This is a genomic window from Roseofilum reptotaenium CS-1145 (assembly GCF_028330985.1).
GTDB lineage: Bacteria > Cyanobacteriota > Cyanobacteriia > Cyanobacteriales > Desertifilaceae > Roseofilum > Roseofilum reptotaenium.
The window spans coordinates 73,394-99,809 of the sequence record NZ_JAQMUE010000075.1 but is presented as its reverse complement, the minus strand read 5'-3'; the positions used below and the strand labels follow the sequence as shown (position 1 = coordinate 99,809).

General features: G+C 44.1%; 22 protein-coding genes. 11 read left to right on the top strand and 11 right to left on the bottom strand.

Going from position 1 to position 26,416, the window contains the following annotated elements; all coding sequences use genetic code 11:
• Positions 1-501 precede the first annotated feature (501 nt).
• The 3 genes from PN466_RS13895 to PN466_RS13885 form a co-directional block, all read right to left on the bottom strand.
• Complete coding sequence (locus tag PN466_RS13895) at positions 502-1,677, bottom strand: hypothetical protein (RefSeq protein WP_271940234.1); 1,176 nt, start codon at positions 1,675-1,677, stop codon at positions 502-504.
• A 227-nt stretch (positions 1,678-1,904) separates the two neighbouring features.
• Entirely contained in the window at positions 1,905-5,153 is a 3,249-nt protein-coding gene (locus PN466_RS13890; protein WP_271940233.1) for a tetratricopeptide repeat protein, read from the bottom strand.
• Between the two features lie 353 nt (positions 5,154-5,506).
• Positions 5,507-5,824: a hypothetical protein gene (locus tag PN466_RS13885; RefSeq protein WP_271940232.1), complete on the bottom strand. Its 318-nt coding sequence runs from the start codon at positions 5,822-5,824 to the stop codon at positions 5,507-5,509.
• Between the two features lie 853 nt (positions 5,825-6,677).
• Between PN466_RS13885 and PN466_RS13880 the strand changes: the two genes are divergently transcribed.
• The 5 genes from PN466_RS13880 to PN466_RS13860 all read left to right on the top strand — a co-directional run bounded on the left by PN466_RS13880 (position 6,678) and on the right by PN466_RS13860 (position 10,659).
• The gene (locus tag PN466_RS13880; protein WP_271940231.1) at positions 6,678-7,370 is read left to right on the top strand and encodes a sigma-70 region 4 domain-containing protein; all 693 of its coding nucleotides are present in this window, start codon (positions 6,678-6,680) and stop codon (positions 7,368-7,370) included.
• A 46-nt stretch (positions 7,371-7,416) separates the two neighbouring features.
• The gene (locus tag PN466_RS13875; RefSeq protein ID WP_271940230.1) at positions 7,417-7,593 is read left to right on the top strand and encodes a hypothetical protein; all 177 of its coding nucleotides are present in this window, start codon (positions 7,417-7,419) and stop codon (positions 7,591-7,593) included.
• A gap of 38 nt (positions 7,594-7,631) precedes the next feature.
• Positions 7,632-8,195: a GNAT family N-acetyltransferase gene (locus tag PN466_RS13870; RefSeq protein WP_271940229.1), complete on the top strand. Its 564-nt coding sequence runs from the start codon at positions 7,632-7,634 to the stop codon at positions 8,193-8,195.
• 12 nt (positions 8,196-8,207) lie between these two features.
• Entirely contained in the window at positions 8,208-9,335 is a 1,128-nt protein-coding gene (locus PN466_RS13865) for a HetZ-related protein 2 (RefSeq protein WP_271940228.1), read from the top strand.
• A 178-nt stretch (positions 9,336-9,513) separates the two neighbouring features.
• The gene (locus PN466_RS13860; protein WP_271940227.1) at positions 9,514-10,659 is read left to right on the top strand and encodes a GspE/PulE/PilB domain-containing protein; all 1,146 of its coding nucleotides are present in this window, start codon (positions 9,514-9,516) and stop codon (positions 10,657-10,659) included.
• Here PN466_RS13860 and PN466_RS13855 read toward each other — a convergent pair.
• Positions 10,656-11,375 (bottom strand): phosphate ABC transporter permease, encoded by a 720-nt coding sequence (locus PN466_RS13855; protein ID WP_271940226.1) that lies wholly within the window; start codon positions 11,373-11,375, stop codon positions 10,656-10,658. The genes PN466_RS13860 and PN466_RS13855 overlap by 4 nt on opposite strands.
• A 127-nt stretch (positions 11,376-11,502) precedes the next feature.
• Between PN466_RS13855 and PN466_RS13850 the strand changes: the two genes are divergently transcribed.
• Complete coding sequence (locus PN466_RS13850; protein WP_271940225.1) at positions 11,503-11,925, top strand: hypothetical protein; 423 nt, start codon at positions 11,503-11,505, stop codon at positions 11,923-11,925.
• A 23-nt stretch (positions 11,926-11,948) separates the two neighbouring features.
• A complete protein-coding gene (locus PN466_RS13845; RefSeq protein WP_271940224.1) occupies positions 11,949-12,287 on the top strand; it encodes a rhodanese-like domain-containing protein in 339 nt (112 codons plus the stop codon).
• Positions 12,288-12,322: 35 nt separating this feature from the next.
• Here PN466_RS13845 and uvrA read toward each other — a convergent pair whose 3' ends face one another.
• On the bottom strand, positions 12,323-15,148 hold the full coding sequence (uvrA, locus tag PN466_RS13840; protein ID WP_271940223.1) for an excinuclease ABC subunit UvrA: 2,826 nt from the start codon (positions 15,146-15,148) through the stop codon (positions 12,323-12,325).
• A 268-nt stretch (positions 15,149-15,416) separates the two neighbouring features.
• Positions 15,417-17,717, bottom strand: a complete 2,301-nt coding sequence (locus PN466_RS13835; RefSeq protein WP_271940222.1) for a Calx-beta domain-containing protein — start codon at positions 17,715-17,717, stop codon at positions 15,417-15,419.
• Between the two features lie 271 nt (positions 17,718-17,988).
• On the opposite strand from PN466_RS13835, the gene PN466_RS13830 reads away from it, so the two are divergent.
• Both PN466_RS13830 and PN466_RS13825 read left to right on the top strand, forming a co-directional pair.
• Complete coding sequence (locus PN466_RS13830; RefSeq protein WP_271940221.1) at positions 17,989-18,891, top strand: cell division protein FtsX; 903 nt, start codon at positions 17,989-17,991, stop codon at positions 18,889-18,891.
• A 121-nt stretch (positions 18,892-19,012) separates the two neighbouring features.
• Positions 19,013-20,650: a hypothetical protein gene (locus PN466_RS13825; RefSeq protein ID WP_271940220.1), complete on the top strand. Its 1,638-nt coding sequence runs from the start codon at positions 19,013-19,015 to the stop codon at positions 20,648-20,650.
• 28 nt (positions 20,651-20,678) lie between these two features.
• Here the strand turns inward: PN466_RS13825 and PN466_RS13820 are convergent, their stop codons facing one another.
• The 3 genes from PN466_RS13820 to fni all read right to left on the bottom strand — a co-directional run bounded on the left by PN466_RS13820 (position 20,679) and on the right by fni (position 24,280).
• On the bottom strand, positions 20,679-21,263 hold the full coding sequence (locus PN466_RS13820) for a Uma2 family endonuclease (protein WP_271940219.1): 585 nt from the start codon (positions 21,261-21,263) through the stop codon (positions 20,679-20,681).
• Positions 21,264-21,360: 97 nt separating this feature from the next.
• On the bottom strand, positions 21,361-23,181 hold the full coding sequence (gene sppA, locus PN466_RS13815; RefSeq protein ID WP_271940218.1) for a signal peptide peptidase SppA: 1,821 nt from the start codon (positions 23,179-23,181) through the stop codon (positions 21,361-21,363).
• A gap of 49 nt (positions 23,182-23,230) precedes the next feature.
• The gene (gene fni / locus PN466_RS13810; protein WP_271940217.1) at positions 23,231-24,280 is read right to left on the bottom strand and encodes a type 2 isopentenyl-diphosphate Delta-isomerase; all 1,050 of its coding nucleotides are present in this window, start codon (positions 24,278-24,280) and stop codon (positions 23,231-23,233) included.
• 383 nt (positions 24,281-24,663) lie between these two features.
• Between fni and PN466_RS13805 the strand changes: the two genes are divergently transcribed.
• Both PN466_RS13805 and PN466_RS13800 read left to right on the top strand, forming a co-directional pair.
• Positions 24,664-25,239 carry a hypothetical protein gene (locus PN466_RS13805; RefSeq protein ID WP_271940216.1) on the top strand — a complete coding sequence of 192 codons (576 nt, stop codon included), beginning with the start codon at positions 24,664-24,666 and terminating at the stop codon, positions 25,237-25,239.
• Positions 25,240-25,373: 134 nt separating this feature from the next.
• Positions 25,374-25,511: a hypothetical protein gene (locus PN466_RS13800; protein WP_271940215.1), complete on the top strand. Its 138-nt coding sequence runs from the start codon at positions 25,374-25,376 to the stop codon at positions 25,509-25,511.
• Between the two features lie 146 nt (positions 25,512-25,657).
• Here the strand turns inward: PN466_RS13800 and PN466_RS13795 are convergent, their stop codons facing one another.
• Both PN466_RS13795 and PN466_RS13790 read right to left on the bottom strand, forming a co-directional pair.
• Complete coding sequence (locus PN466_RS13795; RefSeq protein ID WP_271940214.1) at positions 25,658-25,774, bottom strand: photosystem I reaction center subunit VIII; 117 nt, start codon at positions 25,772-25,774, stop codon at positions 25,658-25,660.
• Positions 25,775-25,875: 101 nt separating this feature from the next.
• The gene (locus PN466_RS13790; RefSeq protein WP_271940213.1) at positions 25,876-26,385 is read right to left on the bottom strand and encodes a photosystem I reaction center subunit XI; all 510 of its coding nucleotides are present in this window, start codon (positions 26,383-26,385) and stop codon (positions 25,876-25,878) included.
• Positions 26,386-26,416 lie beyond the last annotated feature (31 nt).

Genomic DNA, 26,416 nt, shown 5'->3' with positions numbered 1-26,416 from the left:
TCTCCAATAATGACTGGTTGATGGTTTGGCATAATTGTTTGAAAGCGAATCCCATCAACTTCGATCAAATTGTTTCCATGTCATGTTGGCTAGATGCTACCTGTATTAGCCGATCCAAACCATAGTATTTTTACTGAATTCAAGAATGGATTCACTCTCCCTAAAGCATCAGTGTATTCTCTGCTTTTTTACCGCAATACCGTAATATTACTGATTGATTTCTGTGACTAATTTGGGATCTAGCCAGGTTCCTACAGTAAAGATTTCGTCGCTTCCTGTATCTCTTGGGAGGTAACGAACACTAGCTCCTTGACCCAATCCAAACCAGCCACGGCCAGGTGTAAGAGTAAATGCACGAACAGGCTGGCTTGTGATACTAATCAAAAAGCTAGTGGCTAGCCAAAATAGTGAATGTGTTTTCAAGAGAACGTTTTTAGTTGCTATAGACATAATTGACAAGTTGAAAAATCCAAAAATTAGTGAAATTGAAAATGACTATATTTATAAATCCAGTGCTACAAGAGACCCTAACACCATTCCTCTCCAAAGCTTTTTGAATAAGATAATCTTTTTTGCATTTCTATCCTCTACTCTTGTTTCTACAGATTTATTCTTATATGTTAATCGCAGCCAATATCTACCTGCTTTAAGATTGTTAAAACTCCAATCACCTCCATCTCCAGCAGCTATTTTGAGTTTTAATTTGCCATTCTTTTTACACAATAGTTTGGCATTAGGAAAGAAATCAATACTTTTGCCTTGTACGGCTAAAAGTATATCGGATAGTAACATCCTTTTTAAGAAATCGCTGGTGTAATCCTTCTTGATGATTTCCCCATTTAAAGTAATAAGTTCAGGAATTAGTGTGTTATAAAAATTAAAATAAAAGTCAGTATTACTATTATTTGTAATCCGAATACCAATTGGTACAGATGTTTCTATACCATTGTCCTTCTTTGGTAAGCGGATTACTGTTTCTGGCAATGTAGTTTCAAAGCGAATACCATCTACTTCTATTGCTTTATCATTGGGTTTGGTTTCAACCAAGCGTAGGTTGACAAAAGGAGTGGTTAAGCGATCGCCTTTTCGTTGTTTGACATTTCTCAACTGTAAAATCCCTTCTTTAGGCTGATATTTTGTTTGATTGCTACTTGATTCATATATGAATCTGAGTTGATAATTTCCTAGCTTGAGGGCATCAAAACACGAGCTGTTTAAAGCTTGACATCTATTCGTTAACAACTGTAACTGTAGTAAATCTTTTTCCCAACAAACTTTAGCAGCAATGGATATAAATATTGCTGTTTTGGGACTCACCCACGAAATCCCTCTTCTGGCAATATCGTCAATTAAACTTGAAATAGAATAGACTACTCTATTGACTAAGTTATCGCCTTTATAGGGTGTATTTGCTTCATTTTTCTGATGATCAGTATTTAATCCTCTTTCTAAGATCTTACCATCAGATGTTATCAGCTCTGGAATGATTATTTTATCGGCATCAATTTTCCAAGGTTTTACTGTCTGATTAGTCAACTTGAGCCATAATCCAAAAGAAATACTTTCCGGTAGCGTTCTTTCTGGGATAGGTAATACTATCAAACTTGGTTCCCATATTTCTAGGTGGATTCCATTGGCTCGATCGAGAGTATTGCTAAAAGATTCATGTGATTTCATTTTTTTATTTATTGGGTCTTGCTTGGGTACAAGGGTTTCAACGCGAATGTCATTAACTTCGATACAATTGTTTTTATTGATGTTGGCTAGATATATAGTTGTTGTAATTAAGGATGGGACATGGTTGTAGGGGCGAACGGCCGTTCGCCCCTACAGATACCGTTGTTGTAGATAAATCTTGGTGTATCAATCTTAATTAAAATGACTATACATGACAGTGCAATGCGCTATAACAGTTGCTGGATTTGTCGTTCCCAGGTCAAGGTTTGCATAATCTTGGCAAATTGTTTTCCCTGTTTTTTGGCTTGCTTGCGGTTGTGGTAAATCCATTCTAAGGTTTCTAAAATTTCTTCAATATCCGAGTTTCCCCAGCCTTCTGTCCCTTGGAAATAGGGATGAGAAGCGACGGGATATTGGGTTTTTAAGGGATAACCTGCACCTCGGTTGAGTAAGTCTAAATGGCCGGTATTGGCAGAAAGAAGGGTGGGAATACCGCAGGCTAAACATTCCATGGCTGCTAAGTTGGTTCCTCCTTCTGCACGACTCGTAAAGATAGCTACGTCGGCTTCTCGGAGAATTTGGGGAATGAGGTGGTTGGGAGTGGGACCGAGGGCGATCGCCGCCTCAGCCGGGATGCCATTTTTCTGCAACCAGGGCATAATCTGTAACACGCCATCTTGACTAATTTGAGGTAATCCTTCCACATTCCCAGTCGTGTCCAATCCGACCATCCAACTGGGCCAAGCATTATGCCAAGCGGTGACCAGCAAAACGTCTGGATGGCGGTGGTGAAAGGCTTTGAAGGCGGCAATGATCAGGTCTTGTCCTTTGCGGTATTCGAGTTTACCCCCAGCAAAAATTACGAAGCGGTCTTGACCCCAAATTCCTAGCTTAGGGGCAGGGTGAAATAGGGTGGGATCGATGCCTTGTAAAATAGTTTCTACTTGGGGAATTCCAGCACTGGTCAGAACTTCGGTGTTCCAACTGGAACCGGCAATTAGGCGATCGTAGGTTTTGGCGTTGGCGATCGCCTTTTGCTCCAGATGAGTATCTTCAATAAATACAATCCCTACTGAAGAATGACCGTACACATGTTCCATTAAGGGTGACTTTCCAAACCCATGACCTAAACCATGAAAGATAGGAAAATCAGATTTTAGTGCCTTACCCAAGGACTGGTTTAAGAAACGCTGAAGGATTTTTTGCTCCTCAAATACCGGATGCAAAAGGACTTGATGCAAGGGGTGCAAGTTCTGGATATTTCCAGGGGGAACCAGTAAATGAGGGAATGTTTCTGGGTTTTTCACCAGTTGTAGGGCTAGGTTGAGTCCGTATATTCCCCATCCAGTGTGGTTGCCCAGTTGCCAAGTGATACCTATTCCGGTTCGGGGGATGGGGAGATGGGGGGATGGGGGAGATGGGGAGATGGAAGGATTAGGAGATGGGGAGATGGATGGGATTAATTGGGTTTTAACCGCAGTAATTACAGAATGCCAGTCTCCGCGTGCAGGTTGCCGGAAGAGACGGACGGTGGGATACCAGGGGCTATCCTCGCGATCGAGCATCCAGCGCCAGTCGGGGACAAAGGAGAGTAATAGCCATGTGGGTTTGCCCATGGCTCCCGCGAGATGCACCAGGGAGGTATCCACAGTGATGATTAAGTCGAGTTGGTTAATTAGGGTGGCGGTATCGGCAAAGTCTTGGATAATGGGGTCAAGATTGGTTATGTTTTCTACTCCTGCAAGTTCTTGGGCGCGATCGCCTTTTTGCAAGCTGTAAAAGTCAATGCCTTCTATGTCTAACAGGGGCAGAAGATCGGTGAATTGACAGGAGCGTTGGCAATCGTTACCATGATTGGGATTTCCGCCCCAGGCTAACCCCACCTTAAAATGAGCCGATTTTCGGATAGCCCGATCTACCGTAGGAACGAGTCGATCCATCTCTGGGTAAGAAGATGATGAATTTTCTGAATCTGCCCTAACTGGAGCGCGAAGATAGGGAATAGATGCCGGAATCGTATCTAAAGTGGTTCCTAAAATATAGGGCAAACTCATTAACGGGGCCCAGATATGATAATTGGGTAAAGGTCGATCCCGTGCTACTAACCTTACCTTTTTCTCAGGATCTGAGGCATGTTCTTCTATAAAGATTTGAAACAAATCTATCAGCAGTCGAGGACATTCCAGGATTATTTTTCCTCCACGCTCTTGCACGAGAGGTAAATAGCGTAAAAACTGGATGCAGTCTCCAAAACCTTGTTCACAATACAACAGTAAAGTTCGTCCTATAAATGGATCTCCATTCCATCGGGGTTGATAAACAGGTCTATGATTACTGGCGGTTTGCCATTGATAACGCCATTCATATTCTGCCCAACCGTTGCTCAACTCTCCAGCGAGTAGGAGTGCTATTCCGAGGTTAGTGTGGGCTTCAGCATAGTCAGGTTTCAGGGAAATACAGGTTTGATAAGCAGCGATCGCCCCATCATATTCACCTATTTTATCCAGAGCAACGGCGAGATTATTATAGGCATCTGGATAATGGGGATTAAGTTCTAGCGCTCGATGATATTCGGCGATCGCTTCTTCAAATTTTTCCTGTTGACTCAGGGCTACCCCTAAATTATTATGCGCCTCTGGTGAGTTAGGTTCGAGTTCTAGCGATCGATAATAGTGATCGGTTGCCGCTTCGAGTTGTTTCTGAGCGCCCAGAGCAACGGCCAGATCGTGGTGCAGTTTGGGCGAATTTGGAGCATGGCTTAAGGCGGTTTTATAGTAGGGAATGGCTTGCTCGACCTGGTTTTCCTGATGGAGTAGAGAGGCGAGATTGGCATAGATGGAGATATATTGGGGATTTAGTTCTAGCGCCTTTTGGTAATGGGAAATAGCCTCTTTTCGTTCATTTTTTTGATGGTAACAGAAGGCAAGACTATGGTGAATAATGGCCCGATCTCGAACTTGGGCAATGACCTGTTTTAACTCCACAATAGCTCGGTCATATTCTCCCTGTTCTAAATAGAGATTGCCCAAATTTTGCCGCGCTTGGCTATAGTCAGGATTAAGATGCAGCGCCTGTTGATAATTCTGAAGAGCTAAATCTAGATTCCCCAGGGTCTTGTAAGTTTTGGCGAGATTATAGTAACTTTCGGTATAGTCGGGTGCAAGGGCGATCGCCTGTTGATAATGCTTGAGTGCTTCCGTAGGGCGATCGCTTTGAGCTAAGGCAATGGCCAGATTATTATGGGTTTGGGGTTGATGAGGGTCAATTTTCAGGGCATTTTCATAAGCGGCGATCGCCTGTTTTATCTCTCCTGCGCTATAGTAGGTTACCCCAAACAGATGCCACACTTTTCCATTTTGAGGATTCTGTTGTAATACCTGCCGGCAAAGGTTCGCCGCTTCCTGAAACTGCTGTCCTTGAATCGCTAGAACAATCTGATTAAGTGGATCTTCATTAGAAGTTTTGAATGTAGACATATCAAACTTTTCAATAGTCTCTAACAGAAAATTATAACACTCTTTGTCTATCAACTTAATTTTTAGTGAAATTTCGATCTTTATTCAGAGTAAATTATTTTGTTTTTATTAGGAAAAGGAACGCCAACAACAAAGAGCCGATCGTGCTGACTCAGATTTACAATAGCTACGGGAGAAATTGCGACAGTTGAATATCGATCCGGATTCTTTGTTGTAGTTAGGGGAGGCGATCGCATTCATGATGCTATCCTGAACAAAGTGAGATCGCCCCAGTTAGACTACTCTAGAACTAACCCCCGACTCATCAATGGACTCTAGCAGTTGTCCAGGAGAAAAAATAATAGTATTTAATGCTACCAATTTTTCTCGATTTTTAGATCGCCGTAAAGAATGTCCGCAGTGAATATATCAGTATGAATAGAAGCTTCTTTCTCATGATTTTTTCTGCCGAAATCGAAAAATATTATATCTGCGTCTATCTGGTTTTTTCTTTCTGGTGAATTGATGAACCAGTCTATTTTTTCACAATTTAAGAAGTGTATTTTATATCGCAGTCTTTTATCCAGGAGATACTTGCATTCAAAACAAATTTCACACCCCCAGGCATCGACAACAATATTGGTTATCAAAGAACCAGATTCATCTAAGCCAAATTCACTTAACCCAACCATATATCTTATTCAAAAAATATTGAGTATATCTAGAGTATCATGAACTGGTGGTTAAATTGAATTCTGTTTAATCCAAACGAATCCCCTTGCTGATCTATATAAGAGTTAAATTTTAATTATCTTAAGAAAACTTTTCTTTAATCGACCTCCAACCAGTCTATTATCCTCTCAAGAAAGACTCCAAAAATATGATCCAGATCGCTCAATGTCAGCATCATTTTTCATGATACTATCCAGATAAGATCTGGGCTTTTTTTCAGAATAACAGATAGATTTACCGGATTTTTCCGCATTTGAACGCCATGATGATACAGTTGACCCAAAACCCATTCAATAACAAAGCCATGTCCTGGAAAGACTAACTGGTTGCCAATTGCCGATTGCCTAGTGCGCGATCACCAGCCCTCAGCGATCCAATACACGATTACCTATCCTCGAACATTCTAGGTCTCAAACCCCGTCCTTCAGCCAAGCACAGGACGGCTTGACTTCTTTTTGCTAAAGTAGAGGGATATCGAAGAGCAAAAACCAAGCATTCGATATTAACATCTTGAAAACTAGGGTTACGGGGTTCTGACCAGGAACGCTTGGTTGGGTAAAAGCTCTAAGCAACAAGTACATGTATCTTTTAAAATTCCGTACCGCATTGCTCTGCGGAATCGGGACTCTCTCATTGGGTCGAAAGTCTGTGGACATGACGTAAGACGGGAACATAACTAACAAGAGTTAGTCGTGTACGCAGATGTGGGAGAAGCAGAAACCTAAATCGTGAGGTTTAGGAATCACCGTGCCTTGAGCCAGGTGAGGAGGTCAAGTCCCTATGCCCTGTTTGCAAGCGTGAAGCCTCATAGCCATGCATTTGCCCCAGTTTCTCGAAACCCAGCATCCCCTAATTGAGTCCCTGACTCACTACAGCGATCAAGAATTGCTCACCTTATTTCAGCGCCATCCAGAGTCAGGGCGCTACTTCACAGCCATCTTTTGTCGCTATAATCCCATCGTTTATACTCTTATTTCCCATTCAGCGCGATCGCCGGTACAAGCTGATTACCTATTTGCTTGCACCTGGCGACATATCTATTATGAACTAGGAGGACTCCATTTACACTCTAGTAATACCCAACCTGGCGATCAGCCTCTAACCTTACAAAATGCACTGATTAACTTCACTGCGTTCTGTATCAACAATATGGAGTTGCCCCCGGTTGAATCTATTTATTACAACCTTCAGGAGTGTTCTCCCCCTCTGTGGTGCTATGTTGAACAAGCAATGGATCAATTAGAACCCGTTCTGCGGTTAATGATTCTACTCTCTCAGACCTTCCACTGGAGTGAAACCCGGATAGCTGCTTATTTACAAGCTGAAGGAGAATCCATTTCTCCCTTCAGCGTGAAAACCCAATTACAACAAGGACTCGCTGCCCTAGAAGCAGCTTTACCCACCGATATCCGCACCATCTACTTAAACGATCAAAATTCAGGAGCTTCTGATGAATCCTTTTCCCCTAACTTTTCACCAACCCCTGAACCCTTGCAAACCTTCTAAAATAGGATCTCACACTCCTCTAGAATTTACCCCCCTATTTTGGGTGATGGTGATCGGATTACTCCTACCCTATTATGGTAGTCTTCCTTTAGGGTTGCCCGGTCGTCCAGTTTTCCAAACCCTGGAAGAACAACTCCAAGACTCTAGTCTACCCCTGCGTTGTCATATGCAGGCGATCGCCTTTGATCGAGACCTATCCCTAATCGAGAGATCGCAAACATAGAGTTTTTCCTATTCCCTATTCCCTATTCCCTATTCTGAATGCATGATCGCTATGCCATCCGTATGGCTCAAGTCCAAGATCTCAAAGGTCTCAGTGACCTTTTAGCCGAGTGTTTCCACACGTTCCAAGGGTGGAAAGTGTGGTTTCGTTGGTTAAGTCTCCTGATTCGTTGGGGAATCTATGAAGACCTAAAACAACGATGGTGCAACGCTTCTCCCTACTATAGTTGTTGGGTGGCAGTGTCCCAAAAACACTCAGGTAATGGAGGAGTCACTAAACAAGAGAGGTTAGCGGGAATGGTAGAAGTCTCTTTACGGTCTTGGTCAGACTGGAATCAGTTTGCCCAATATCCTTATATTTCTAACTTAGCGGTCAAACCAGACGATCGTCATCAAGGGTTGGCTCAAGAACTGCTAGACCATTGTGAAAAAACAGCGTTGAAATGGGGATGTGAAGAAATTTATCTTCATGTTTTAGAGAATAACCATCCCGCACGGTGTCTCTACTATAAGGTGGGCTATCGTCTGCAACAGGTAGAACTCAGTTGGAGTAACTTTCTGTTGGGGAAACCGAAGCGTCTCTTTTTGCAAAAGCGTCTCTAAGCGGTGAGTCTGATGAGCGTTCTGAAACAATTAATGGATGATTGGCGATCGCGCCTCAAGACTGAATGTTCTGAGTATTCTCAGGAGGTTCATCAGAGTATTATTAACTGGTTAATCGGGGAAAATCCTGATCGCTTGCTAGATCTCAATCCAGAAGATTGGGAGATTGCGGTGGCAGCCATGGACTATCGTTATCGAATTTTACGAGACCGATACTTGGGGGTAGCACCAGAAGTCGCTTACAGAAAACTGATGAAGCGGTTAGCGAGCTTATTTTTGATTCGCAATAAAATTCGCACCTGGGTAGCCTTAAGTCGCGATCGCCAACGCAGTGTTGTAGATGTACTGCAAGAAGTAATTCAGGAATTATTACAGAGCGATCGCTATCTCAAACAACAAATGGGTTTAATCCAACAGATTACCCCCCAGCGATGGTTACAAAACACCCTCATTTTAGCCACCTTAGAAGAATACTGCCTGCGCCCCATTCGCAATCAACCCCTGCTTCTCTATCGGTTTCTCAACTATCTACGGCGTAGCCAGCGCGGAGGAATGACCAATATTCCCACCGGTAACTTAGTGCGACTCATTTCCGAAGAACTCAGCTCAGAAGAGAGCGACGATCCAATCAGTCTCTTAGATCGTCAGGCGATCGTCGAATATCAAGACACTCAAACCTATCTGCAACAACAACGCTATCAAAGAGCCGTCGCCAAAGAATTTCAAGCCTACCTACACCAAGCTCTAGGAGAAAAAGCAGCCAATTGGCTAAAATTCTATCTTCAAGGACGCACCCAAGAAGAAATTGCCCCTCTACTCGATCTATCTGTCAAACAAGTTTATCGCCTACGAGAGAAAGTAAGCTATCATGCTATTCGCATCTTTGCCATCAAACAGAACCCAGAATTAGTCAGTCATTGGTTAGATATCTCCCTTCAAGACCACAGCTTAGGCTTAACCCCAAGCCAATGGCAAACCTATCTGGACAGCCTTACCCCTACCCAAAAACAGTTACTCGAATTGCTCAGAGCCAAAACTCTACCCCATGAAATTGCTGAAATCTTAAACTGGAAAACCAGTCAAGTCATTGCAGAATGGAGTAAGCTATATTTAGCCGCTCAATCTCTGCGGAATCTCTAAACACTTTTTGTGCAAAACTCAAATCCTCTGATCAGGGTGTAACTGGCTACTTAAGTATATACCTAAGTGTACTTTCGTTCTTCTGAATTTGCTTTTTTCGAAGTTCTTGGATGAAGGAAATATTCCAAGTTGTAACATCTACCGCGAACACCCATCCTCATTATTGCCAGCACCGATCATGAGCTTACCCCCTCCTTCCTTTAATCATTCTTCTTCAATTTCTACCCTTAATATTGATACCGATCGCCTCTTTCCTCTAATCGATCGGGTTCTCTCCTTTGAAGCTTGCCTTTATCATCAAGTCTTACCTCTAGCCTTAGAAGGAAGTTTAGTCAGATTAGGAATGGTCGATCCAGAAGACAATAGCGCTCTCACGTATTGCCGTCAAATCCTATCGTACCTGCGATGTTCCATTGTCACTCAAAAGATTTCCTCAGACTTACACCAATCTATCCTTAAAGCCTATCTCAATCACATCAGCACTCAACAACAATCCCCTCCTGCCTTACCTGAGCCTTCTTCAAAGCCCACTTCAGGGTCTAAGAGTACCTCAGAATCCGAGCATTGGCAAAACAGACCCACCTTAGTTTTAGATACCGAAGATGCGATCGCTTTAGTCAAAGGAGCAACTCCTGAATCTAACTCTACCCCCAAACCGTCCCCTCCAGTCGATCAACCCCACCTCACGCAAGGGTTACCTGAACTAAAAATCCAAGCCCAGTATTTATGCAGTCCTGTTGACATGCTGGCAACGCTGCCCCCCTCTGTTTTATGGCAAGAATTACTCAGTCGAGTTTTAGTCGGTGGTATCGGACGATTGTTTTTTGAACGTCATCCTCACCACGGGCGAGTGTTATGGAGCTTAAACGGCATCATACAATCCGTTTTAGACAACCTACCCTTAGAGCTGTTTCAGGGGGTAATTCATGAACTCAAATTACTCAGTCGCTTACCCCTAATTCCCGTCAAAACAGTGAAAGAAGTAGAACTCGAACGCTACTATCAGCAAGAACGATTATTATTGCGTTTACGGGTAATGCCAGGAAAACAGGGGGAAGAAGCAACACTACAAGTCTTACGGGGAGCAGCTTTAAAGTTTCACCAACGACAACAATTAACCACCATGGGCAGAGATGCATTAACCATCGCCCAACAATTGCAGAAGAAACTAAATGAGATCCGCGATCAAGCCCATGGAGATACTCAGTTTTCCGGAAAAGAGTTAGACTCCCTCACCAGCTTAAATCAAATTTTAATCCATGTAACCGAACAAGTTCGAGATTTACAAACCTTGCGCTCTCAACAGCTCAAAAGCCAAGACTAAAAATCATACTCATCATTGCGCTGTTGAGGAATAGGCCGACGGCGCATCGGGCGAGTTTCCGAGCGCATAGACTGTCGGCGTAGGGTTTTGCTCACATCTAAAAACACATCACGACGTAGATAAGGATAGTCACTCACCCACAAGTTAAGCTGGGGAAGATAAACATCAGATATGCGATTAATCCGGCTTAAATCCCGTTGATTCGACATCACCACCATTTCCGCAATCATATCCACATCAATAGCTCGGTATTGGCGACGGATGGGCACTTGAAAACGGGTTTCAAAGCCTGTTTCATCAACTAAATCCAGATTTAAACGCCGTTCCCGGTTTTCGACAATCACTAAATCTCCACGATTATTCACCGTTTCTTCTGTATTAATTAATTCATCAGTCACAAACACATCCAAGACTTGACCGCGCCAGAATCCGCTATAGGGAAATCTTCGGTATGTAGCATTGCGGCGACTAGCCCAGAAAATCGGCCCCCATAACCAATAGGTTCCGATGGTAATCCCAATCAAAAATAAGAGTAACTCAAAACTCTCTCCCAAAGCCGAGAGCCGGCCAAAGAAGATCACCAGAGCGCCCAAAACTGAGGCGAGTAAGCGTCTGAGGAGGTCAGGAAACTTGCCCCAGCAGTATTTGTATTGATTGCCTGTCCCGATAAGAGGAATCAGTTGTTCAAACCGGCTGCGATTTAAGGGAATAAGCATAGGGGGATCGAGCGTGTCGAGTTCACCAGCGTTTTCCCTATCTTGCCATATTCTTGCAAACTTCCCACTGCACGGCAATCGAATTCTGATCTATGATAATCCCAAGTATCAGGGAATAGGGTAGGTAATGAGATTGAGTCGAGAGAATGAGTCTTCAGACTCCCAACGGGATTTTTACCGCCAGATTGCTGAAGCCATCCGGGGGTTGAAGCGTAACGATCAAATGCTCCACAACTTAATGTTAATGGAGTTTTGGTCAATTGTACGCACGATGGATGAACTAAATACTGGATTCTGGTCCCAGTATATGAAAAACCATCAGCAGGTTTCTCAGCAACGTCTTAAACAATGGCAAGCAGAAAAAGAAGCAGCCCAAACGCAGCGTTCTCCATCTTTTTCTCGAACATCTTCGCCCTTTGAATCGGAAGAAGAAGCCAAAAATGTGCAACAAAAAATGTCTGAGCGGATTGCTTTATTTTCTGATATCATTGGGGATGAACGTTCTCCCACTCGACGGCAAATTCGGGAATCTTCCAACGAGAATAGTTAAGTCAGTTTTAGGAATACCAACCTATGATGATTGAAGAATTTAGTGTGGAAAAATTAGCGAACTTGAGCGACGAAGAGCGAGCCAATTGGCAATTTATTGATGTGCGCGAACCACAGGAAGTTGATTTGGCTCAGATTGAAGGATTTGAAGTCCTATCTTTAAGTCAGTTTCGGGAATGGTCAGAAGCAATTCATGCCCGATTTGACAAGGATAAGACAACGGTGGTGATGTGCCATCATGGAATGCGCTCCCAACAAATGTGCCAATGGCTCATGAATCAGGGATTTACCGATCTTAAAAACCTATCCGGTGGCATTGATGCTTACTCTTATTTAGTTGATCCTTCCGTTCCCCGCTATTAAATCAATTACAAATGGAAGGGTTCACTTTGCGAGTTCTAGCCTAGAACTTCTCGCAAATAAAACCCTGTATAGGACAGAGAATGTTGTGTGACCTCTTCTGGAGTTCCCGTTACTACTACTTCCCCTCCTTTATCCCCTCCTTCTGGGCCTAAGTCAATAATCCAATCAGAGCAACGAATCACATCTAAATTATGCTCAATTACAATAATAGAATTGCCCTTATCCACTAAGCGCTGTAACACATTCAGCAGTTGATGGACATCATAAAATGAGAGTCCAGTGGTGGGTTCATCAATTAAATAGAGGGTTTTTCCTGTGGCTCTGCGGGATAATTCTGTGGCTAATTTCACCCGTTGAGCTTCTCCTCCAGAGAGGGTGGGAGCCGGTTGTCCGAGATGAATATATCCTAATCCGACATCGACTAAGGTTTGCAAGCGGTTAACGGCTTTGGGGATATTTTGAAAGACTTCTAAGGCTTCAGAAACGGTCATGTTCAAAACATCCGCAATAGAATACCCTTTATATTTCACTTGCAGGGTTTCCCGGTTATATCTGGCTCCTTTACAGACTTCGCATTGGACATAAACATCAGGCAAAAAGTTCATTTCAATCACATTTACCCCTTGTCCTCCGCAGGCTTCACAGCGTCCCCCTTTCACATTAAAAGAAAAGCGTCCAGGTTTATATCCTCTGGCTTTGGCTTCAATGGTTTCAGCAAAAATAGCACGAATGGAATCAAAAATACCGGTATAGGTGGCAGGATTGGATCTTGGGGTTCTACCAATGGGAGATTGATCGATAACAATCACTTTATCAATGGCATCCAACCCAGTGATTTTGTCTAATTCTTGGGGAAAGGCAATATTCCGGTTTAAATGATGTTGGAGAGCAGGATAAAGTAGTTCATTAATGAGGGTTGATTTTCCAGAACCAGAAACTCCAGTAATGCTGACGAGTTTGCCTAAGGGAATTTCAAGATGGATATGTTTGAGATTGTTTTTATGGGCATTTTTGATGAGGAGCGATCGCCCATTCCCTTCGCGGCGTTGTTTTGGCGTTTCAATTGTTCGTTTACCGGATAAATATGCCCCCGTCAAGGATAGCTGATTATCGAGTAAGTGTTGTAGCGTTCCTTGGGACACAATTTCGCCACCATGAACCCCTGCACCGGGGCCAATATCTATCAAATAATCGGCATTGCGAATCGTTTCTTCATCATGTTCGACGACGATTAAGGTATTGCCTAAATCCCGTAATTGGGTTAAGGTTTGCAGGAGACGAGAGTTGTCCCGTTGATGTAAGCCAATACTGGGTTCATCTAATACATATAATACTCCCGTTAACCCCGCTCCAATTTGGGTCGCTAACCGGATGCGTTGCGCTTCTCCTCCAGATAACGTCATGGCAGCACGGTCTAGGGTAAGATAATCTAAACCGACATCGATTAAAAATTTCAGTCTAGCTTGAATTTCTTTGAGAGCGAGTTCGCCGATTTTCGCTTGGCGCTCGGATAGATGGATTTGCTTAATTTTCTCCAAACAATCGGCTATGGAAATCTCGGTTAAATCGTGAATATGATATTGTCCTAAGCGCACAGATAAGGCTTCTGGCTTCAGGCGCTTTCCGTTGCAAGAACTACAGATTTTATCAATCAGATAGGGTTCAAGTTTCTGTTTTTGTAAGTCTGAACCAGTTTCATGGTAAATTCGCTCTAAAATGGGAATGACTCCCTTAAAGCGAGCATAATAACCGGAAGTTTGCCGATAGTCGGATTGGGGTTCAAGATAGATTTCTTCAGTTGTGCCATGAAGAATGATCTCTTGTTGTTCAGAAGTTAGATTTTTCCACGACGTGGTTAGTTCAAAATTATAGGCTTCTGCTACACTGTCGAGTAGGGATAAATAATAGGTATTTTCTTTTTCTGACCAGGGCGCGATCGCGCGAAACAAAGGAGCCTCTGCATCGGGAATCAGCAGTGCTGGGGAAAATTGGCGGTGACTCCCTAACCCGTGACAGTCGGGACACGCGCCATAGGGAGAGTTAAAGGAAAATAATCGCGGAGATAATTCTTCCATGACAGCGCCATGTTCGGGACAGGCGAAGTTTTCAGAAAATAGGATCGTTTCGGGTTCTGAATCTCTCATAATCTCAATCATCGCCATCCCTTCCCCGTGATGGAGCGCGGTGCTTAAGGAGTCGGTTAATCGCTCTTCTAATCCTGATTTGATGATTAAGCGATCGATGACAATTTCGATATCGTGTTTACGATTTTTCTCCAGTTCAATAGTATCGGAAAGGTCTTGCACTTCGCCATTAATTCGCACCCGTACAAATCCCTGGGAAGCTAAACTAGAGAGCAGTTTTTTATGGGTTCCTTTTTTACCGCGTACCACAGGAGCGAGAATTTGGAAGCGAGTACGGTTAGGAAGTTCCATGATGCGATCGCACATTTGATCGATGGTTTGCGGAGCAATGGAGCGATCGCATATGGGACAATGGGGTTCTCCGGCACGACCAAACCACAAGCGCAAATAATCATAAATTTCGGTCACCGTCCCCACGGTAGATCGGGGGTTATGGGAGGTTGATTTTTGGTCTATAGAAATAGCTGGACTCAACCCCTCGATACTATCGACATCCGGTTTATCCACCTGACCCAAAAATTGCCGCGCATAGGCACTTAAGGACTCCACATAGCGCCGTTGGCCTTCGGCAAAAATGGTATCAAACGCTAAGGAAGATTTCCCCGAGCCGGACACCCCTGTGAAAACAATCAGGCGATCGCGCGGTAGTTCCAGGTCGATATTCTTGAGATTATGCTGTCTCGCTCCTCGGATGCGGATGGTATTGTCTTCGGTCATGGGCGATCGGAATGGCTTCATGTAAGTTTAACAGACTCAAGACTAGATTTAAGGCTATTGAGTCTGGAGTAACTCTCCACCCATGCAGTATTGAATATTAAGAATAGATGGAGAAAAAAACTCTCTTATCTAGCAAGATAGAGAGCTGAAAAAATCAAGATTAACGGGAAAATCTGACTTCAGGAAAATAGTTGTAGGGTAGGCAGGGAAAAACAAAAATTATAGAAGTTACATCATCACTTATTTATTCTGCTCACCCTATTACTAGCTAGATAGTGACATTAGTTCCAAAAACATTAGCTCCAGTCAATAATGCACCATTGAGTGTATTTTGTAGCCCAGCTACATTGAGAGTTCCTGTACCATCATTAATAATTGCGTAAATGGTTCCTGTAGTTGGAGTTCCTGTTGTTAAAGCACCACCTGGGTAAATGACTCCATTTGTAAATGCATTGTTACGGTAGGTGACATTAGTAGGATTAGCTGGAGTTCTAATAAATAGACCATTCAAGGTGTTGTTAATGGTATTACCACCAACAGTAACCTGACCATTATTTAGTGTGGCTGCTGACGTTCCAGAATCTCTCAAGCGAATGGCTGAGTTGGTAGGATCATTAAGTGAATTCACATTGTTAAATCTATTGTTATTAATTGTTGCTGTTGCACCTGTTTGCAAGCCAGCTAATTGAATACCCTGGCTATTAACATTAGTTAAGACGTTACCATTGATGCTGATCGTACCACCCACATTATCTAATAACAAACCAGGAGAATCTTGACCGGCGGCTCCAATATTGCGAACTTCATTATTGGAAACCGAGATAGTACCATCAACATTTTGAACAAACACCGCCCGTCTTCCAGCACCTGTGATGCCATCAAACAAATTACCCTGAATAGTGAGATTAGTTGATGCACTATCATTGCCTTTGAATATCGCATCCTCTTGCAATCCGATAAATCGGTTGTTGATAATACTATTATTATCTCCTGCAAATGCTGGGGTTGGTCCTGCTCCACCAATATCCCCCATATTAATGGCAGGAGTAGCGGCATTCCCATCACTCTGGAATTGCAGTCCATCAATTAACACTGGACTCGTAGCAGAACCAGCACGGTCAAAGCGCATTTCGCCAATGACAATTGCCTCTCCTGTACCTCGACTAGCATCATTTCCTGCCACACCTGCAAATGGTCCTCGGACATGGACTGGAGGAGTACTGATATTTACGTTTTCATTGTACGTTCCTGCTCTTACTTCTACCCGACCTGGATTTGTATCATCACCACCGGCTGCTACAATTCCATTGGTAATCACATCAAAGGCGTTAAGTCCAACTACAGCTTGGCCTCCTTCAACCGTGTCACCATTAGTAGCGGTTGTATAAGCATTAGAAACATAGACGGTTTCATTATCATAAATAGTGGATTGAGCTGTATTAGGTGTACCAACAGTATAAAACCCACTAGCGTCTAAAGTGAGATCGACGGTTCTTGCACCATCAAATGCAACATTATCAATGGGAGTAACGGTAATCACCGCGCTAGTTGCGCCAGCAGGAATGGTAACACTTCCACTGAGGGTTTGATAATCTGTACCGTTAGTCGCTGTACCCCCAATAGTGTAGTTCACAGTGAGTGCAGCGGCCGTGCTTCCTCCAGTACGAGCGACAGTGAACGTAGCGGTATTTGCTGCATCGGATTCAAATGCTACTCCATCATTTAGTGTGAGGGTGACTGTGGAAGGAACAGGTGGGGTAGGAGTCGGAGTTGGGGTAGGAGTTGGGGTTGGTGTGGGAGTCGGGGTTGGACTGGTGATGGGGTTGACTAAATCTGTTGTAAAGTCATCTGCGGTAATTTGGGCTGGATTAACTCCTTGAACAATAGCTAAGAAGTTACCGGTTACTTGGTCTTGGATAACGGTACTGCCTGCGAATGTCCCAGTTCCTGCTTGAATGGAGAGTTGGCTAAACTGAAGACCCTCTTGAATACCAATGAGGTCTAGTCCGTCTTGAAAGTCTGTAATAATGTCCGCATCGGTAATCGCGGGGCCACCTGTCGTGGGGTTTTGGCCAGCCACACTCTTGCGCGAGAGGACAAAAATATCGCGACCCGCTCCTCCTGTGAGGGTATCGGAGCCGAGGTCGCCAAATAGTGTGTCGTTTCCTAAATCTCCAAAGAGGGAGTCTGCGCCTTGCCCTCCATAGAGAGTATCTTGGTTTTGTCCCCCGTAGAGGATATCATTCCCCATGCCTCCGAGGAGTTGGTCATTGCCTTGGTTACCTAATAGGGAATCATTGCCTAGGTCTCCAGAAACAATATCATCCCCTAGGTCTCCAAGAAGGGTATCATCGCCTTGTCCGCCGAATAGGGTATCATTATTCATCCCCCCTCTGAGGCTGTCATTACCGGTGTTACCAGAGAGGAAATCATTCTGTTGGTTGCCGGATAAAAAATCGTTTGATTCTAAACCTTCGAGGGTATCGTTGCCTTGTAAGCCAAAGATATTGTCGGAACCGGCTGTTCCCCGTAAAGCGTCGTTACTAGGAGTTCCAAAGATTGTTGACATTTGTTCACTACCTCACCGTTAGGACTTGTTTATTTTAGATGACAACTCCCAGAAAACCCAGGGGAGCGCTGTGGCCTGATTCCTAATTGTATGCTTGGTTCTCCCCCATCAACACAAAATTTTCGTGGCTTTCCGGAAAACTGCTGATTTTTTGGGCTGTTGTGGGATGCAGGCAATTAGGTTCAGAATAGAGGGTTGATGTTTCTGGGTCACAAGATAGCAGGTTTATGCTAATTTTCAAAGCGATCGCTATTTAAATGAGGATTTTCTGATGGGGGTTCAGTTGGGCTATCTGTGGAGTGAGGTGCAGTTAGGGCTGCGCCGTGGGGGATGGATGAATTGGGCGGCCATTAGTACGGTGACGGTATTGTTATTTTTGTTTGGGTTGAGTTGGCAGGTGGCTTGGCAGTTGGAGGGTTTGGTGAATCAGTTTGGGAGCCAGTTGGAGGTATCGGTATATTTAGATGCGGATTGGAGCGCGAACCCATTGGTGGCGAAGGTACAGGATCTGCCGGGAGTGGTCGAGGTGGAAGCGATCGCCAAGGAGGAAGCTTGGATGGGTTTGCTGACAGAGTTGGGTTTAAATTCTCCAGAGGTCGCTACCGAGATTTTACCAACCAATCCTTTGGTGGATGAGTTGAGGGTAAAGGCTCGATCTCCAGAGGCACTGAGGACTTTGGTTCCGCAGTTAGAGCAGTTATCAGGAGTCAATGAGGTGATTTATGGGGAAGCCGCGTTAGATATACTATCGACGATTAACCGGGGGTTGCGGGTGTTGAGTTTGGGGGTGACGATGGTGTTAATGGTGAGCGCGATCGCCGTTATGACGACTACCATTGAGTTAATTGTGGTCTCCCGTCGCCGAGAAATTGAGATTATGCACTTGGTGGGAGCCTCTCGCTGGTGGATTCGCTTACCATTTATGATGCAAGGAGTAATTTTAGGGGGTGTTGGGGGGGCGATCGCCTGGAGCATCGTTCAAGGCTTTGAGCAGATATCCCTGAAGTTATTTACCCAAGAGTTATCCGTTATTCCTCTGCTCTCCCACTTTCAGGATTCCTATTGGGATCTTTATACTGATACCACAACCCTATTTTTCCTACTGCTAGTTTTTGGTGCATTGGTCGGCGGTTTAGGAGGATGGTTAGGATTACGCCGCGTCTGTTGTGATTAATTTAAGTATAGAGATGGGGAAAATATCCCATTACCCATGACCAGCACGTTGCGCTATAACTTTTGGTTACAATAGCCATACATTGTTTTGTCCACTCCTTCTTTAACCCTTCCTGCTGACTATGGCGACTAAGCAGGAGTGTAGCCCACTCCAAGTTCTCACCCAGCATCTCCAAAAAAACCTCAATCGTAAACTTCCCCATGGGCCAGCCTTTCGGGTTCAATGTTTACTACAAAACGGCAGCTTAATGGTGTTAGCCCAACATACTGCCAAAATTCAACCGGATACCCAACGGATCTTTGCCCAACTGCAACAAGATATTGGAAAGTATCGACCGTTGATCGGTCGCCAAGGACGAATTTTTGTGCGGGTAGCAGGACAAAAACGCCCCTACTTTTCCCAGTCTTTTAATCTAGAGGATCAATCTCTGCTAGAAGCGACTCCATCCCAGTCCCTTACCCCAGCTCAACCGCCCTCTCGCTTATTTACTTGGGGTTGGGGAATTGCAGGGCTTTTGGGACTGGCGATCGCAGGAGGAGTGATGTATATGATGACTCGTCCCTGTGCGATCGCCACTTGCATTCCCCTAGAAACTGCCCAACGCCTCGGCCAAGTTGCGATCCAAACCTCAGAAACTACGGATAACCCCCAAAGATTGGTACAAGCGCAACAACAGTTACAAGAAGCGATTTCTCAAGTCGAACGAATTCCCTTTTGGTCTCCTTATTTTGCCCAAGCCCAAGAATTCATGCGACGTAATACAGTGCATACCGATAATCTCAATCGGATCGTTAGCGCCTTTTCCCAAGCCAGTGAAGCAGCCCAACTAAGTTTGAACCCTCCCCATCCTCTGGAAACTTGGAAAGCAGTCGAGCAACTTTGGCTGGAATCTGTAAAAAATTTACAACAAGTTTCTACGGCTGAAACCATTTATCCCTTAGTCAAAACCAAGCTAAAAGAATATGAACAAAATCTAGAAGCGATTCAAAATCGTATCCAAGTTGAACAACAAGCGCAACAGAATTTAGAACGGGCAAAACAGGCCGCAGATCTGGCTAAAACTCGTCAAGGAATTGCTCAATCCTTAGAAAATTGGCAACAGGCCTATGGCAGTTGGAATACAGCGATTAATGGCTTGAAAAATATTCCCCAGGGGACTCAAGCAAAAGTCGAGGCTAATCAGCTTTTAGATGTCTATGAAACCCAGTTTCAAGCCAGCCGAGAGAGACTCTTAAAGGAAGAAATTGCTAGTGATACTTATAATCAAGCCCTAACGTTAGCAGATAAAGCGAAGGAATTTGAACAAAGTAATGAATTAGCCCTAGCAGTGGGTCATTGGAGTCAAGCGGTGAATTATTTACAGCAAGTTCCAAGCGATAGTTTTTATTATAGTAAAGCATCTCCCCTGGTCAATGTTTATCAAGGATCGTTACAGTCAGCAGAGCAAAAACTACAGCAAGCAAACCGGTTGGAACAAGCACGAAATGATTTAAATCAAACTTGTGCAGGTCTACCGAAAATCTGTGAATATACAGTCAGTCAGAATTTATTGAAAGTTACTCTAACGTCTGATTATGTCAAAAGGGTTCGTCAAACACTTATTCAGGCTAGAGGTCGTGGAGATTTAACGACGTTTACTTCGGTTGATGAGCATGTGCAAAGTGTTCAAAATGCTCTGGAAAATATTAGTCGAACGGCAGGTATTGCGTTAGAATTATATGATGCAGAAGGGAAATTGATGGGGACTTATATTCCTTAATTCATTGGGTAATCTTGATTGTAAACGGTTAATCACTTTGCAAGACTTGATGGGCAGTTAAATTGAGTTCGGGGAAAGTAGGTGAAATGAGGCGATCGCCTCCTGTAAATACAGCTTCGTCATACCAGCCTTCAGACAACGTAAAAATAGTAACTTTTTCCTCCAAGGGATCGACGATCCAGTATTCGGGAATATCTAACACACAGTATTCTGTCCGTTTAGCACGATAATCAATGGTTTGAGTCGATGGACTAGCGACTTCTACGACTAACAGAGGTGAGGGTTCATTCAAGAGAACGATCGCTTCCCGGTTCTGCAAATTACGCCATTGTTCTTTCGGTAGCACTACTACATCGGGAATACGGGAAGTATCGAAGCGATCGCCACGGGGAGATTGAACTGCAAGCATCATTGCTCTTGATACCCAGTCTTGTCCAGTTCTAGCAATTTCATGACGAAACTCAGTATTAATAAAATCAGCAATTTCACCATGCCGTCCAGTTCCGAGTGCCATTGCGACTAATTCTCCATTCACTAATTCATAGATCGTATCTGTACCATCATCGTAGTGCAGATATTCTTCTAGGGTAAAGCGTTGAATAGCAAGAGTCATAGAACTAAATCCTGTTGGAAATAATCACATTAAAAGTGCCCCGAAGATCGGAGAATTTATGATAATTTTTCTTATTTTAGCCTAAATCACCCTTTCCTTACTCAATCTCCAAATAAAATGGCATTCGAGTATACATACTCAAGGGGTCATTGAGGGTTCTTAACTCATCCACTTCTGCTTTGAGTTTCTCCACTTCTTCCATCAACCAATCCGAAGCTTCTGGAGTATGACGAATGCCGATTAATTGCTCAATTAATCGCTCTTCTAAACTGCGAGTTTGGGGATATTCTTCGAGTTGCCAATCTTCTCCTAATTCAGCCATTTCTGCGGCTTTGGCGATCGCCTCTTGCAACCCTCCCAACTCATCTACTAAGTCGATTCCCTGGGCTTCTTTTCCTGACCATACCCGACCTTGGGCAATTTGATTGACTTGTGCCACCGTTAAATTACGGGATGCTGCCACGGTTTGCAGAAATTGTTGATAAATTCGATTGACATTTTGCTGATATATACTAAGTTCGCCAGGAGATCGGGGGCGAGCGCTACTGCCTAAATCAGCATACAATCCTGTTTTGACTACATCCCAAGTAATTCCATTCTCATTGGCGATTTGTTGCAAGTTTGGTAAAATTCCAAACACACCGATGGAACCGGTAATCGTATTCGGTTCTGCTAAAATGCGATCGCTGGCTGTAGCAATCCAATAGCCCCCAGAAGCAGCATAATTCCCCATCGATACAATCACTGGTTTGTTCGCGGCTTGAATTAACTCTAACTCCCGTCGAATCCTCTCCGAAGCAGTCGCACTTCCCCCCGGACTATTAATCCGTAAAACCACTGCCTTCACCCGATCGTCTAAGCGCAAATCCCGTAAAATGGATGCATAGCGATCGCCGCCAATTTCATTTTCTCCTACTCGTCCTTGACCATCTACAATAGCTCCTTCGGCATACACCAAAGCCACTTTTTGCTCCGAAGTGCGATCCACTGCCAAATCAATCTGCTTGGGAACACTTGCATAGATAGGAAAACTAATTTTCCGAAAACTTTCCGCATCTTCCTTACTCTCGGTTAATGCCTTAAGATCCTCAATTACCTGATCGTCAAACCAAATCTCATCCACAAAGCCCCTCTCTTGGGCATCATTAGCGAATAAGATACCATTATTATTCGCAAGAACTTGAATTTGTGCCGCATTTATCGGGCGATCTCCACTCACCTGTTCTCGAAAATCACCCCAAAGACTATCAAGCAATGCCTGAATTTGTTGCCGATTTTCCGTCGATAACTTCGTAGACGTAAACGGTTCTACTGCCGATTTATACTTGCCAGCACGGACAACCTGAATCCCCACACCATACTTTTGTAGTGCTCCCCCTAAAAACATCACCTCTGAACTCAAGCCATTTAACTCCAGATTTCCCATCGGATGCATAATTACACGATTAGCCACTGAAGCCAAATAATATTCCTTTTTACTCCAACTCAAATCGTAAGCAATAATCGGTTTTCCTGCTTCCCGAAACTGTTTCAGCGCTGCTCGAATTTCCCGTAAATTGGCCCAACCGACTGCCATATCGGCATCTGTTCCTTGCAAATATAAGCCCACAATGCGCTCATCAGCGATCGCCCCCTCCACCGCATCCAGAAATTGCCGCAGGGTAATCGTTCGTTTCGTCGTTCCCGAAAGCGCCTCATTAATCGCTGTAGTCGTTGTTGAACTCGGTTCCGTGTCATTAATTCGTAACCCTAAATCCAACACCAAAACAGACTGATCTTTAACTAGGGGAGTCGTCTCTTTTGTTGCTAGACTGGCGAGCAAGATAATGAATCCACCCATCCCCAGAACCCCTAACAAGACTACACTCACCAAAGTTCCCAGGATACTGGCAAACGTATATTTCAGGAATTGACGCATAATTCGAGACTCAATTAAGAGCGAGAACAGTAGAAGTTGATCGGATCAATCATGACATTTTTTGTAAACTCTGGGTGTATTTTAGGGTACTGAGATCCGGATGGCCGGTACAGAATAGCACCGTTTTCAGTTCTGCAATCAACACATCAGCCAATTCAATGAGCGCCTGTTCCCCTTGCTGGGCAGCTTGTAGAAAGGGCCAAGCCAAGCCTACCAGATCTGCGCCCAAAGCGATCGCCTTTGCCCCATCTAATCCCGTTCTTAGACCTCCCGACGCAATCAACGGCATCGAGCGATTCATCTGCCGAATCTGGGTCAAACACTCAGCCATCGGAATCCCCCAATCTCCAAATGTTTGACCCAAACGGCGCTGGAGCTGACTTTCTGCGCGCTCGCTCTCTACTTTAGCCCAAGACGTTCCCCCTGCACCCGCCACATCAATCGCCTGTATCCCTACGTCCAATAACCGTTGAGCGCAACGAGCAGAAATTCCATTCCCCACCTCTTTGGCAATCACCGGTACAGACAATCGCTCGCAAATCTGGGCAATTTTGGGCAGTAATCCCTTAAAATTCTTATCACCACGGGTTTGGATACATTCTTGCAAGGGATTCAGGTGCAAAATCAAGGCATCTGCTTCCAATAAATCGACTACCCGTTGGCACTGCTCCACCCCATAGCCATAGTTAAATTGCACCGCACCCAAATTCGCCAATAACACAATATTGGGGGCGATTTTCCGTACATTAAACGTATCGGCTACTTCCGGTTGTTCCACTGCCACCCGTTGCGAACCCACTCCCATCGCCAAACCATACTCTTGTGCAAGAGCTGCCAGACGAAAATTAACCTGTTGCGCTTGCTCTGTTCCCCCCGTCATTGAAGAAATTAAAAACGGAGACCCTAACTCTTTACCCAGGAACGAGGTCTTTACCTGGAGATCCTCATAATCTAAATCTGGCAGACAATCATGGATAAAGCGATACTGCTCTAATCCAGAAGTCGTGCGTCGGAACTGCACATCCTCTTCTAAACAGATCCGTAGATGATCGGCTTTACGATTTTCGATGTCGGTAGGAGCAGAAGGAGAAGTCACCATAAGATTCAACCAGTAAGCGATCGGGGCATGAACAGAAGCCCGCCCATTAGTTTATCCTTTTGTTGGTCCATCGAAACGAAGAAAGTACCCCTGCTTAAAAAGGGACATTGAGGGGAATCTCTCGACTCAAGTCCGTGGAAAAGCGCAAAAGTATGTTTTGATACTAAAAAAACAAGGATTTTTCTACGGAAACTTGATAAAAACTCAGTAAACCTAGGAGGAAATATATAGATTGTGTAAAGATCCAAGAATATCTGAAGACAAATGACGAGGAGGACAATTAGGATGTCAAGTAGGCGTAGGGAAGGAGAAAACCCCGAAAACAGTTCACTCCAGTCTCTACAAATTGCTTACAGATCATTTGGGTATGGAGAGAAACGGTCATGGTGGGGCATGAAGGAGAGAGGCAACTTAGGCACGAGTTGATTGAAAAGTGGGATATTAAGGGCGTGTTCGCCGTTTCTGGCCAGAAAAAAAGTGCCTTGATTCTTTGTACCGATTATCATGCCGAGTTTCTTGGCCCTGGTGCAGCCATTACCTCTCAAGAACAAGGTAGAGAACTAGTGTTTATTGGTTTGCCTCAATTAGTGCCGATCACCAACCGTCAAGAGTATCACCACGCTTATAGTATGCGTATTCAATGGATACGCTGGTTGCACAAACTTACCGAATGTTCTCCTGACCCTTTCTGCCGTACTGAAAAGCTGCTATCGAGCCTAGAAGCGTTCTTTGGACTAGAAACGGTTCAAGAACTCAACAGTCAAGTCTTGGCCCAACTGATTGGAGTCTTACCCCAAACGGTCACTCAAGTGCGTAATAGCAGTCATTTGAATCAAGGAAAATACTTGAAAGATGTGTCCTATTGGCAACGTATACAGTTTCATCATGCTTTAGAAATCCATACCCTCAAATCGCCTCAAAGAAAAAATTTGGAATTGAAAATTATGGGTAATGGGTAGAATGGTGATGTATAGCGCGAAGCGCTATACAATAGGCTTGCTTTGCAATAGCTTGTATAGCTTAGGTTCTAAGGCTTCAAGCTGTACCTCATAGAAGAGAGAAACGCTATAGTCAAATTATGCCTTGCAATCCTATGACTTCGCTCATCTCCAATCCTCGCCAAAATCAACATTTTTTGGCAGTGTGGCAACCCTCTAGTTGGGAAAACTATCAAGTCTGGCGCGATCGCGATTGCGCCGAACGGATCAAGCTATACTACTACCAACATTAACTGTTAGTCGAGATGGGTTCAGAAGGAATTAATGACTCTAATATTGGCGATTAAGGGCAAAAATTTTTCACCCCTACACCACAAAAAACCCCGCTAAACTAGCGAGGTTTCTTATGAACGGTATGCTCAAATAAACCTAATAGGATTTAAGCCTCAGTTTCAATGTGAATGAATAACAAACCCATAACTACAGCCGGAGTAACTAAACCGACTAAGGGAACCAAGATAAACGGTAAGAAAGAAGCAGCGTAAGCACCTGTCATGTCAAAAACTCCTTATGACTAATTGGCGGTTAAAACTTTATAGTGTTTTCCTGAAAGGAAACTTTGGACTGAACACATTCAAGGTTCGTTTAAGAAAGATTCTATCCCACAGACCAGATCTTATTAACAACCTCTTGTAGAGGAGCTAGGTGAGGGGTGAGACAGAGGAAATAGGCAAAGAATGCACCACCACAAGCGCCCAGAAAGAAGCTGCTTGCAAAGTCACCCCAACCATCTTTATCCCACAGATTAGAGGGAGCAGATGGAGTTGCTGATTCTACAGGGGGATATTTAACATCAGCCGCACCATGGAGAGACAGAGCGATGGTTAAAATCGAAATCAGACCAATGGTGGCTAATAAACCTGCCAGGTTAGCTAATTCCGTTTCGCGTAAGGGGCCAAGTACTACAAAGGGGCCATACAGGAAGTAACCGTGAGCCATGCCAACTTCAAGGCCTCTGCGACTGGCAGAAAGACCCTTACGATAGGCGGGAAGGTTGCCAATAAAGGCGCGAGTGAATGCAGAATCGCTAACTGGGGTGGAGAGGTGACCGACCTCTGGATTACCCCCATAGGCTGCGATCATCTCAATATCTCTGGAATCAGCCATGTGTTCTTCTCCTCTATATATGTATGATCGA